This is a genomic window from Vibrio sp. 10N.222.52.C3 (assembly GCF_041474195.1).
Classification (GTDB): domain Bacteria; phylum Pseudomonadota; class Gammaproteobacteria; order Enterobacterales; family Vibrionaceae; genus Vibrio; species Vibrio crassostreae_C.
This window is the reverse complement of the sequence record NZ_JBFRTQ010000122.1, coordinates 26,069-36,485: the sequence shown is the minus strand read 5'-3', so window position 1 is coordinate 36,485 and position 10,417 is coordinate 26,069. Positions and strand designations below refer to the sequence as shown.

Here is a 10,417-nt window from a genome sequence, read left to right as displayed (position 1 = left end):
TGGTGAGTAGACCGCAGGAACTCCCCCTGCAGCCTCTCGCAAAACGGTACGTGAACCTCTCAGTTCATACCGCTTCCATTAGGCAAACGATCCTCTCATTCCATGCCTCCAATGGGCAAACAACCACGGATTCTGCTTAGCTATCCTTTCCAAGAACAGCGTTGCTCGAGTCTTATGGCGACGAAGTTTTTTGTATTTGCGTCTCGCCCACCTAATCAGAGCTTTGTTGATGTGTCTAAACACTGGGTATAGCGACGACCGATAGTACTTACCATAGTACCCAATCCAGCCATTTATCATTGGATTTAACCAACCTGATATCTGTGCGATGTTGAGATCTGTTCGGCTTCGTACCTTCAGCGTTTTAATTCTCCGCCTCATCGCTTTCAAAGCAACCTTACTCACCGCTGGCGTGAAGCTTACAAACATACTGTTTCGCTTGGTATTCTTCACTAATCGACGCCTGAATGTATATCCAAGAAAGTCGAAGCTTGTGTGTTCATGGTTGCCTTTTCGGCTTCCGTCTTTGCAGTAAACTATTTTGGTCTTTTCTGGATGCAACTCTAGACCACACTCAGCAAAGCGCTCTCTCAGTACCTCTAGCAAGTGTTCGGCTTCTTCTTTGCTTTTGCAATGAACCAGCCCATCATCCGCATATCGACACCAAGGTATACCGCGGTAATGCTTGTGTAACCATTTATCGAAGACATAATGTAAAAAGAGATTGGCGAGAACAGGACTGATTACCCCTCCTTGAGGTGTTCCCATATCCCTTGCTTTCAACTCTCCATCTGGCATTTTCATCGGTGCTGTTAACCAACGTTTGATATATAACCTTACCCACTTTTCTGTGCAGTGTTTATCGACTGCTTTCATCAGTAGGTCGTGCGGTATTTTATCAAACAATGCCCTAATATCGAACTCAAGGCACCAGTCATAGTCCCAACACCGTCTTCGAGTTACACCTATAGCATCTAGAGCCGATTTCTTTGGTCTGTATCCATACGAATCTGGCAAGAAGTGCGGTTCTACTTGGGGTTCAAATGTCAGTTTGACCACCATCTGTGCGATGCGGTCACTGACGGTTGGTATACCAAGTATCCTCTCGCCTCCGGCTTTCTTTGGAATGGCTACAGCCAGTACTGGCGGAGGGAAGTAGGTTCCCGATGCCAATCGGTTCCAAATTTTATAGAGATTTCCTTTTAAGTTCCTGTCAAATTCGGCCAGTGTTTCATTATCAACCCCTGCCGCGCCTGCATTTGCTTTCACCAACTTGTATGCGTTGACTACTTGCCATTTTGAAATGTTGAATTGTTTTGTCTTAACCTCTGCCTCCTCCTGACTTATTGTCAGTTGGGCAGAACTTAACGACGGCCTAACGCTACCCCTTCGCTCCACAACCATTACAGCTGTTTCCTCACTACTACAGATAGCTCCGTCCCAGTGCTGTGCATCGGTACTCTAATACTCGCCAATTCAGTGGCTTGTATGTCTTCCTTAGGCATCACAACGACTGGTTCCCGCAGTTCCCAAAAAGAGCCTGATATAGATTCACGCCCACTATACGCCGGACACCGTCTATGCAGCATTCGGAGTTTACTCATAGACTTATCCCAAGAGATAGAAACGCCCTTGGTTTTGATGTCAATCTCTGGATTACGACGCGTCCACATGGGTTCGGGTTAACTCGTCTCTCTATATCGTACCTGCCGAACTTTCGTTCGCACTTTGACTCCAACGCTCATGACCATAGCTCTTAACTACAGCCACTTGGAGTGGTTTGAAGCCAGCTTCCGACAGCAGACTTCGGTGGGCCTACCACCATCTCTTCCTGAGCTTATGCCTTAAGTCATAGCATCTCCTTATGCTGCTAACTTCAGTGCCTGCGGCACACTTTCAATTCGCCAGTGTTGACGAATATAATGACCAAGTAATTTGTGATTCGGCGACATGGAACTTATGTAGTATGACGTATCTACGGTGCCTTTCCCGTTTATCACTCGGTGGCGTTCCACTGCTATAATGCTTCTTACCGTCGGCCATTTCTTTGCTAGTTCTTCGGGCAACTTAGCCTTAAGTTGAAAAACGTATCGCTCTTCGTTACGACCATGATGTGTCTCTTTGATTTCAGTGACTATTTTCTCTTTCCTAGCATCGAAGATAGCCTGAAACTGTTCAACAACAGCCGCTCTTAGTTTCGGTTGGTTGTTCTTCACTTGAACAACAACATGCGCTTTCTTTTCTTTTATCTTCTCTAGGGTTTCGCGCTGGCAATGCAGCGCATCAATCGTGACCACACTGCCTTTTACATTTATAACATCAAGCATTTGGCGCACAACACTGATCTCGCCATTCTTGTTTTCCGTCGGTTTTTGGCTCAGAACAAGGCCACGCTCAGTGTCATATGCCGTGACCAACTGCAACGCTGTTTTCCTGTCATTTCGATAAGAGCCACGCAGGACTTTTCCGTCGAATGCGATTATGGGTTTATTTTGGTTGGCTCTTTGTTCGTTTATCCACAAGGCCAACGCTTCAAGCAATGACTCCGCAACAACTGAGCGTAATATGCGTGCTATTGTGTGTCGTCGGGGGATTCCATGTTTGAATGGCCTGTACTTTCTTAACCAGCTTAACTTCTCTTCCCCATAAAATTCAATGTCTTGCCATCCTTCGCACCCAGATGCAATAGCACTAATAACGAGGAACATAACGTCAATAAGGTCATGTTTTTGGTTAATGTCAGAACGAGTATCTTCGATGACGGATAGGTGCTCAATTAAGTTCAAAATGGCTGTCTAGCTAAGGGTTTGACGCTATTAGATCATATTTGTTAACAAAGTGCGATCCCGCCCTGAACTCATTAGCACTCAGTATAGCAGCTGTGTATTTTACATTTCTCAGGGATGTCTGCATAATTTACATGCACCTATTTATCGAATCAGACAATAACTATGCTCACTTCAACCCCGTCTTCACTTTGTATATTGCGTTTATCTGCACTTGGTGACGTATGCAACACCATCGCCACAGCCCAAGCGATTCAAAAACAATGGCCAGACACTAAAATAACCTGGATTACAGGTAAGCTAGAAGCTCAACTACTCAAAGCGATAGATGGCATTGAAGTGATTGTTTTTGATAAGAAGCGTGGAATTGAAGGCTATAAAGCTCTGTGGAAGCAGCTAGGGGATCGAAAATTTGATGCCTTGCTTCATATGCAATATGCGATTCGAGCAAGTGTAGCTACCTTGGGTATTAACGCAAAGTATAAGCTGGGGTTCTCCCCTGAACGCAGCCAAGATTTTCAAACGTTGTTCACCAACGTCAAAGTGCCTTCTCCAGCGTCTCTTCATGTCGCCGATGGTCTAATGGCATTTGCTCATAAAATTGGTGTACCTCAATCTGAGCTATCTTGGTCTTTGTCTTATTCTGAAGAGGACAAGGCTTGGGCGGAAACAAAGCTAGACTCAGAGAAACCCAACTTATTATTGGTTCCCGGAGCGAGTAAAGCATACAAGAACTGGAATGCTGAAGGCTATGTCGATGTCATTAATCATGCGCGAAATAATGGCTGGAACGTCATCCTGGCAGGTAGCCCAGCAAAGATAGAAGTTGACCTAGCCAGCGATATTCAAACACTACTTCAAGAGCCTTGTTTAAACTTGGTTGGTGAAAGCTCCATCATGCAAATGTTATCGCTGATAGACTTAGTGGATATTGTTATTGCCCCAGATACTGGTCCAGCTCATATGGCAAGTGCGATGAAAACGCCAATTATTGGCTTATATGCCCACCATAACCCTATTCGTGTAGGTCCTTATAACTACTTGAAGTATGCCGTATCTGTCTATGAAGAGGTTATCTTTGCAGAAACGGGAAAAAATAGTCAAGAATTAGGTTGGCGAACTCGAGCAAAAGATGAAAAGGCAATGGACAGGATTTCCAGCGATAGCGTTGTGACTATGTTTGATCAAGTTGTCGAAGATTTGTATCCGCAATACCTGTAAACTCTACCTTTAGAATAGTGTTCAAGAAGGAATCTACCTTGTCTAAACCCACTTTAGCCGTTGCCTTAATCGTAAAAAATGAAGAGAAGCACCTTAAAGCTTGTCTAGACACAGTAAAAGATTGGGTCGATGAGATTGTTCTTCTAGATTCAGGTAGTACTGACAGCACTGAAGAAATCGCTAGGCAATATACCGATAAGTTTTACACCAATTTAGAATGGCCTGGGTTTGGTAAACAGCGTCAACTTGCTCAAAACTATGTAGAATCAGATTTTATACTTTGGCTTGATGCCGATGAACGTGTCACAGATGAATTACGTAAAGGCATACTCAATGCAATCAGCCAACACAGAGATAAAAACATTTATCGTGTGAACCGACTGACAACAGCCTTTGCTAAAGAGATTCGTTACTCAGGCTGGTCACCTGATTGGGTTGTACGTTTATACAAAACATCAGAAACGAAATATAACGATGCGCTAGTTCACGAAAGCGTTGTGATTCCCGATGGCTTTAAAGTAGTTTCATTGAATGGCCGATTAAAGCATTTTACTTACGAAAAATTGGGCGAGTACACGCGTAAAACCCAACTGTATATGCAATCTTGGGCAGATCAACGTGAAGGTAAAAAGTCGGCCTCACTTTTTAGCGCATTTACACACGGCTTCTTCCGTTTCTTCAAAATGTACATTATTAAACGTGGCTTCTTAGATGGTCGACATGGTTTTTTACTTGCTGTACTGAGTGCAAACACAACCTTCACTCGCTATGCCGATCTGTGGTTGCGTGATTACGTCAAAAAACACAATTAAAGAGCAATAACATGAACATTTGCCACGTTAACTTAGCTTCTGGATACCATGGCGGCGAGAACCAGACACTGCAGCTCATTAAGCAGCAAGTAAAGCTCGGCTATCAACTGACTGTCGTTGCAAACCCGAAGAGCCCTTTCGTCGATGCGATAAAAGCGCTAGGTGTTAAAGTGGTATTGGCTAACCATTTTACCAAAGCACACTCAAAGTCTATTACCAACGACTGTGCTCTTATCCATGTGCATGAAGGCCGTGCTATCTATTGGGCTCTAATCCAACATATGCTCTACGGCAAACCATATATTATAACTCGTCGAATCGATAACGCATTGAAGAAGAAATGGTTGGCAAACCTAGCCTATTCAAAAGCATCCGCTGTGATAGGTTTAAGTACTGAGATAGTTCAGAGAGTGAAAGATGCTTACCCAACTTCGGTAACGTACAAAATCCCAAGTTCACCTGTTACATACCCTGTTGACGCACAAGCCGTACAAACGATTAAAGACCGCTTCGCAGACAAATTTATAGTAATACATGGAGCGAACATGCTGAAGCATAAAGGCTTCAATGTCACCGTCGATGCGGCAAGGCTCCTAGAGAGTTCTGTACCCTCTATCCATTTTTGCTTGTTAGGCGATGGCTCAGAAAGACAAGCACTTGAGTCACAAGCAAAAGGCCTGACTAACATCAGTTTCGAGGGCAAACAAAGCAACATGGGTGACTGGTTTGCCGCAGCAGATTTGCAAGTACACCCTTCCTATACCGAGGGGCTTGGTTCTGTCATCTTGGAAGGCATGGGCTCTGGTTTACCTGTGGTAGGTACTAATGCAGGTGGCATCCCTGACATTATCGACCACAATTCCAATGGCCTACTAGTGGAACCAGGTAATGCACAAGAGTTGGCGAACGCAATAATGAAAGTAGCCCAAGATGAAAAGCTTAAACAACACTTCATAGCCCAAGGACAAGAGAAGTTGAAGTTATTTGATATCAACTACACTGCTAATCAATACGTAGACGTTTACGAGAAAGCTTTACGATGAAAAAAGTTATATACCCTGGAACGTTCGATCCAATCACTAACGGCCACCTAGATATCATCACGCGTGCTGCAGATATGTTTGACCAAATTATTATTGGTATCGCGGCAAGCCCTTCAAAAAAAACACTTTTTAGCCTGGAAGAACGCGTAAAACTTGTTGAAGAATCAACTGCACATTTAAGCAATGTATCAACAGCCGGGTTCAGTGGATTACTAGTCGATTTTGCACGAGAACAGCAAGCAAATATACTGGTGCGCGGCCTTAGAACAACGGTAGATTTTGAGTACGAGTTCGGTCTAACAAGTATGTATCGAAAACTACTACCTGGTGTAGAGAGCGTATTTTTGACACCAGCAGAAGAATATGCTTTTCTCTCTTCAACCATCGTTCGTGAAGTGGCGATTCATGGTGGGGACGTGGAGCAATTTGTACCTAGGTGTGTTCACGCAGCTATCAAAACAAAGGTAGCACAATGAGTTTTAGAAAGTTCAAATACTACTTATCTAATGGCCTTCAGGTCTTGGTACCAAATACGATCCGAAGAACACTAGCTAACAGCCTCATACAGGCAACACCATTAAACTCTTACATCCGAGATAGAGTCGATTACTACAACAAGCTTGATACGCCGTTCAAACTGCCTGAGAGCGAGTCTACTTATGTGGGAGAATATAAAAAGATTGGCGGAACTACGTATTACTTTGATCTTCATAAAGTTGTGAAGTCTTTTCCATCAAAGCATTTTTTTCAGTTTTTGAATGGGGACATTCGTCATATTCCAGATCACCCTTGCTTTCTAAAAAGTCGCCCGGTAATTGAAGGTAATAAAAACGCTGTATTGCTGAAACTAAATGAAGTACGCCATTTCTATTTTATTGATGACAAACTTTCTTATAGACAAAAGAAAGATATTGCAGTCTGGCGAGGCGCCGGTCAGAAAAAACATCGAAAGGTCGTCTTAGAACAGTTTCACAGTCATCCGATGTGCGATATAGGGAGAACGCACCCAATTGAAGGTTCTCCTTGGGAGAAAGGCTTTTTATCTGTCGAGCAGCAGCTCGAGTGTAAATTCGTTTTAGCGATAGAAGGAAATGATGTTGCTACAAACCTTAAATGGGCAATGTCTTCTAACTCTCTCGTGATCATGTCAAAGCCCAAATATGAAACTTGGTTTATGGAAGGGCGGCTCGAAGCAGGGGTTCATTATGTCGAAGTTGCAGATGACTACTCCGACTTAATTGAAAAAATGGAGTTCTACATCGCACATCCAGAAGAAGCTGAAAGCATTATCGAAAATGCAAATACGTGGGTCGATCAGTTTCGAGACCAAAAGCGAGAGCGTCTAATTTCATTATTGGTCGCAAAGAAATACTTCGAGAAATCAGGACAAATGTAATCCCCCTCTTCCTCTCAAGCATCTATTTCTGACACTCTTCACAAAAAAACGTGTTCCTCTGCCCTATTTTTAGCTCTTGAATCAGAGCTTCACAATTAGGGCACTTTTCACCGGCTTTACCATAAACTTGTAGTTCTTGGGCGAAGTAACCCGGCTTGCCATCCGCTTGTGCGAAATCTTTTAGGGTAGTACCGCCTTGTTTAATGGCGGTGGCGAGCACTTGTTTGATCTCTTTGGTCAACAAGGCCCACTCTTCTTTTGTCACTTTGCTTGCAGGGCGCAAAGGGCTAATACATGAAGCAAACAGCGCTTCGTTGGCGTAGATATTCCCGACACCGACCACTACTTTGTTGTCCATGATGAACTGCTTGACTGCGACTTTACGCTTTTCTGCTTTCTCAGCGATGTAATCAGCGTTAAAGTCGTCCGTTAACGGCTCAGGACCAGAACCAAGCAACACAGAGTGGACTTCATCAGGCGCCGACCACAACCAAGCGCCAAAGCGGCGAGGGTCGTTGTAGCGCAATACTTTGCCATTGGTGAGCTTAAGATCCACGTGATCGTGCTTGGCTGCTGGAAAGTCAGCGTCTAATACGCGTAGTGAGCCAGACATACCAAGGTGAACAATGGCAGTGCCAGTATCCGTTTCAATCAATAGGTACTTTGCACGACGCGAGATGGAGCGAATCATCTGCCCTTCTAATGCTTTTAACTCTTGTGGGATATCCCAACGCAGCTTGGGCGTGCGAAAAGTAAGAGTTTTAATGGTCTCACCGACTAAATGAGGCGAGATCCCCATTCTGCTTACTTCGACTTCGGGTAATTCAGGCATAGTTAGTCGTCCGATTTAGAGGAGTGGTTAGCGTTAAAGCTTGGAAACAGGTAGCTCTCTTCAATAGACACCGCCAACCACTGATCATTCCAGTTTTTTAACAACCAGAACTCAGGCAATTGATAATAGGTAATACGCTGGGGCTCTTCTTGGTCTTGATACCATACTTCGATGGTGTGTGGTGTATTTAACCGAGGCGTAAGGTCTGTGTAGGTCTGTGAGTCGACTTCCGTGCCCACAAGCTCTTTCCAACGTTGTGACAGCTCTTGTGCATTGGTGGCTTGAGGAAAGTCAGTATCTTCGAACTGGTAAACCCATTGATTATCTTGTTGAATGACAGACCACTTAGCAAAGTGTAACGCTTGAAGCTTTGCTGTTGGGTTCAGGAGATAAGGATAAGGGCTATCAACCTGCGGTTCAGGCTCGATAAGGTACGCTTTGATCAATGTTGGAAGGTTTAACACGCCAATAAAAGCGATCACACTGAACATGAGTATGTTGTTCCACCGGCGTCCACGATATCTCATCTGATTCTGCTCATCTAACCTATTGAACATTCAGTATATCGTGAAAGTGGCAATACTTTCTATGTTGTACAGATTTCTATCTATCAGAGGCTATATCAAGCAAGAATAATTGAGTTCCTCAAATTGTAGATATAAAAAAACCCAGCGATTAAACTGGGTTTTTCAATTCTTTCTTCTACTGAAGAAGAGCAAAAAAAGCATCAATTACTTGATTTTAGCTTCTTTGTACATAACGTGTTGGCGAACTACTGGATCAAACTTTTTGATCTCAAATTTGCCTGGCATGTTACGCTTGTTCTTATCAGTTGTGTAGAAGTGACCAGTACCTGCAGAAGATACTAGACGAATTTTCTCACGAATGCCTTTAGCCATTGCTTAATTCCTCTTAAACGTTTTCGCCACGTGCACGGATATCAACAAGAACAGCATCGATGCCTTTCTTATCAATGATACGCATGCCTTTAGCAGTTAGACGTAGTTTAACAAAACGTTTTTCGCTCTCTACCCAGAAACGATGAGTTTGTAGGTTCGGCAGAAAACGGCGCTTAGTAGCATTGCGTGCGTGTGAACGGTTGTTACCCGTTACTGGACGCTTACCAGTTACTTGGCATACTCGGGACATGAATGTCTTCTCCAATCGTTTCAGCTCGATATCAACCTTGGTGGCCGAACCTCTCTATCAATTAAAATAGAAGGTAAAAACCGTTATGGAAAATCCATACAAGGCTATCAAAGGTCGCGCATTATACTAACTTGACACGCATTGCTCAAGACCCGAACAGATCCTTTTTACGGATTTCGTGATCTTTTTTTGTGCAGCGCAGCTTGCTTGAGTAATCAGAGCTGATTTTAGGTCTAAAAATGTGGCCGGAATAATAGCAGATTTAACGCAACTAACAACCTAAAATGTGATTCAAATCCATCCACGCTCTGCAAAAGAGACAACTTCGCCATCTCCAACGACAAAATGGTCGAGAACTCGGATGTCCACCAGCGCTAATGCGTCGGTCAATCGGCGTGTAATCCTCCTATCCGCTTGGCTGGGCTCCGCGACACCCGAAGGATGGTTATGAGCCAAGATTAATGCCGCCGCATTGTGATGAAGTGCCCGTTTAACCACTTCCCGTGGGTAAACCGATGCGGCATCGATGGTTCCTTCAAACATAACTTCGTCTTTGATTACCCTATTTTGGTTATCGAGGAACAATATATAGAAGGCTTCTCGCTGGCGATCACGCAACATGCTCGAAAGATAAAGCTTAGTATGACTAGGGCTAGTGAGTGCATCTCCGCGAGATAACGTCTCTGCTAGATAGCGCTGTGTCATCTCTAACACAGCCTGTAATTGAACATACTTGGCCTGCCCCATCCCTTTATGGGCACAAAATTCTTCCTGCGTTGCTGAAAAAAGATGACGGAGCGAGCCAAAGTCTTTGATCAACTTGTCAGCAAGTTCCAACACGTTCATTCCTTGTGTCCCTGTTCGCAGAAATATCGCGAGCAATTCCGCATCACTCAAAGAATCAGGCCCTCGACTCAATAACTTTTCTCTCGGCATCGATTCGGCAGGCATTTTATCTATTGGCATATAAAAGCTAATCACTAGTCATGAACACGACCCACCACCTTAATGAGATCGTAATCGGAGATCCTTCGGTAGAGATAAAAGGAAACGAGTCACTAGCAAAACCGTGTAATTGATAAGTTTGATAACACCAACTTGATGAGCGTCAACTCTGTTCTAATTCTGCTTCTAGGCACTAATCCTTTGTTCTGATATCGTAAGTCCCAGAGAAATTA

Annotated in this window: 12 protein-coding genes and 1 pseudogene; 5 read left to right on the top strand and 8 right to left on the bottom strand. The window is 43.9% G+C overall.

Annotation, left to right across the window (positions count from 1 at the left end; all coding sequences use genetic code 11):
• Positions 1-78: 78 nt before the first annotated feature.
• The 3 genes and pseudogenes from ltrA to AB4517_RS17985 form a co-directional block, all read right to left on the bottom strand.
• On the bottom strand, positions 79-1,404 hold the full coding sequence (gene ltrA / locus AB4517_RS17995; RefSeq protein WP_372057112.1) for a group II intron reverse transcriptase/maturase: 1,326 nt from the start codon (positions 1,402-1,404) through the stop codon (positions 79-81).
• Positions 1,404-1,604, bottom strand: a complete 201-nt coding sequence (locus tag AB4517_RS17990; protein ID WP_241815097.1) for a hypothetical protein — start codon at positions 1,602-1,604, stop codon at positions 1,404-1,406. The genes ltrA and AB4517_RS17990 overlap by 1 nt, the downstream gene beginning before the upstream one ends.
• A gap of 288 nt (positions 1,605-1,892) precedes the next feature.
• Positions 1,893-2,786, bottom strand: a pseudogene (locus tag AB4517_RS17985) (ISAs1 family transposase); the annotation flags it as partial.
• A gap of 165 nt (positions 2,787-2,951) precedes the next feature.
• On the opposite strand from AB4517_RS17985, the gene AB4517_RS17980 reads away from it, so the two are divergent.
• Genes AB4517_RS17980 through AB4517_RS17960 form a run of 5 tightly spaced genes read left to right on the top strand, consistent with a single transcriptional unit; the run spans position 2,952 to position 7,258 of the window.
• Complete coding sequence (locus tag AB4517_RS17980) at positions 2,952-4,007, top strand: glycosyltransferase family 9 protein (protein ID WP_372141960.1); 1,056 nt, start codon at positions 2,952-2,954, stop codon at positions 4,005-4,007.
• A gap of 38 nt (positions 4,008-4,045) precedes the next feature.
• Positions 4,046-4,819, top strand: a complete 774-nt coding sequence (locus tag AB4517_RS17975; RefSeq protein ID WP_372084420.1) for a glycosyltransferase family 2 protein — start codon at positions 4,046-4,048, stop codon at positions 4,817-4,819.
• 11 nt (positions 4,820-4,830) lie between these two features.
• Positions 4,831-5,862 carry a glycosyltransferase family 4 protein gene (locus AB4517_RS17970; RefSeq protein ID WP_372149087.1) on the top strand — a complete coding sequence of 344 codons (1,032 nt, stop codon included), beginning with the start codon at positions 4,831-4,833 and terminating at the stop codon, positions 5,860-5,862.
• Positions 5,859-6,338, top strand: coding sequence for a pantetheine-phosphate adenylyltransferase (gene coaD, locus AB4517_RS17965; RefSeq protein WP_372149084.1), 480 nt, complete (start codon positions 5,859-5,861; stop codon positions 6,336-6,338). Before AB4517_RS17970 ends, coaD begins: the two co-directional genes overlap by 4 nt.
• Complete coding sequence (locus AB4517_RS17960; protein ID WP_372149082.1) at positions 6,335-7,258, top strand: glycosyl transferase family 90; 924 nt, start codon at positions 6,335-6,337, stop codon at positions 7,256-7,258. The genes coaD and AB4517_RS17960 overlap by 4 nt, the downstream gene beginning before the upstream one ends.
• A gap of 22 nt (positions 7,259-7,280) precedes the next feature.
• Here AB4517_RS17960 and mutM read toward each other — a convergent pair whose 3' ends face one another.
• The 5 genes from mutM to radC form a co-directional block, all read right to left on the bottom strand.
• On the bottom strand, positions 7,281-8,090 hold the full coding sequence (gene mutM / locus AB4517_RS17955) for a bifunctional DNA-formamidopyrimidine glycosylase/DNA-(apurinic or apyrimidinic site) lyase (protein ID WP_372149079.1): 810 nt from the start codon (positions 8,088-8,090) through the stop codon (positions 7,281-7,283).
• A gap of 2 nt (positions 8,091-8,092) precedes the next feature.
• The gene (locus AB4517_RS17950) at positions 8,093-8,617 is read right to left on the bottom strand and encodes a hypothetical protein (RefSeq protein ID WP_032546317.1); all 525 of its coding nucleotides are present in this window, start codon (positions 8,615-8,617) and stop codon (positions 8,093-8,095) included.
• Positions 8,618-8,821: 204 nt separating this feature from the next.
• Positions 8,822-8,989, bottom strand: coding sequence for a 50S ribosomal protein L33 (rpmG, locus tag AB4517_RS17945; RefSeq protein ID WP_002535344.1), 168 nt, complete (start codon positions 8,987-8,989; stop codon positions 8,822-8,824).
• Between the two features lie 13 nt (positions 8,990-9,002).
• The gene (gene rpmB / locus AB4517_RS17940; protein WP_004728407.1) at positions 9,003-9,239 is read right to left on the bottom strand and encodes a 50S ribosomal protein L28; all 237 of its coding nucleotides are present in this window, start codon (positions 9,237-9,239) and stop codon (positions 9,003-9,005) included.
• Positions 9,240-9,530: 291 nt separating this feature from the next.
• A complete protein-coding gene (radC, locus tag AB4517_RS17935; RefSeq protein WP_048607667.1) occupies positions 9,531-10,205 on the bottom strand; it encodes a DNA repair protein RadC in 675 nt (224 codons plus the stop codon).
• Between the last annotated feature and the right edge of the window lie 212 nt (positions 10,206-10,417).

What these genes read in the sequence shown, in the direction of transcription:
- AB4517_RS17970 (WP_372149087.1), top strand. Translation starts at nt 4,831, where the DNA reads ATGAACATTTGCCACGTTAACTTAGCTTCTGGATACCATGGCGGCGAG.
- AB4517_RS17980 (WP_372141960.1), top strand. Translation starts at nt 2,952, where the DNA reads ATGCTCACTTCAACCCCGTCTTCACTTTGTATATTGCGTTTATCTGCA.
- ltrA (WP_372057112.1), bottom strand. Translation starts at nt 1,404, where the DNA reads ATGGTTGTGGAGCGAAGGGGTAGCGTTAGGCCGTCGTTAAGTTCTGCC.
- rpmB (WP_004728407.1), bottom strand. Translation starts at nt 9,239, where the DNA reads ATGTCCCGAGTATGCCAAGTAACTGGTAAGCGTCCAGTAACGGGTAAC.
- AB4517_RS17950 (WP_032546317.1), bottom strand. Translation starts at nt 8,617, where the DNA reads ATGAGATATCGTGGACGCCGGTGGAACAACATACTCATGTTCAGTGTG.
- rpmG (WP_002535344.1), bottom strand. Translation starts at nt 8,989, where the DNA reads ATGGCTAAAGGCATTCGTGAGAAAATTCGTCTAGTATCTTCTGCAGGT.
- coaD (WP_372149084.1), top strand. Translation starts at nt 5,859, where the DNA reads ATGAAAAAAGTTATATACCCTGGAACGTTCGATCCAATCACTAACGGC.
- AB4517_RS17960 (WP_372149082.1), top strand. Translation starts at nt 6,335, where the DNA reads ATGAGTTTTAGAAAGTTCAAATACTACTTATCTAATGGCCTTCAGGTC.
- radC (WP_048607667.1), bottom strand. Translation starts at nt 10,205, where the DNA reads ATGCCAATAGATAAAATGCCTGCCGAATCGATGCCGAGAGAAAAGTTA.
- mutM (WP_372149079.1), bottom strand. Translation starts at nt 8,090, where the DNA reads ATGCCTGAATTACCCGAAGTCGAAGTAAGCAGAATGGGGATCTCGCCT.
- AB4517_RS17990 (WP_241815097.1), bottom strand. Translation starts at nt 1,604, where the DNA reads ATGAGTAAACTCCGAATGCTGCATAGACGGTGTCCGGCGTATAGTGGG.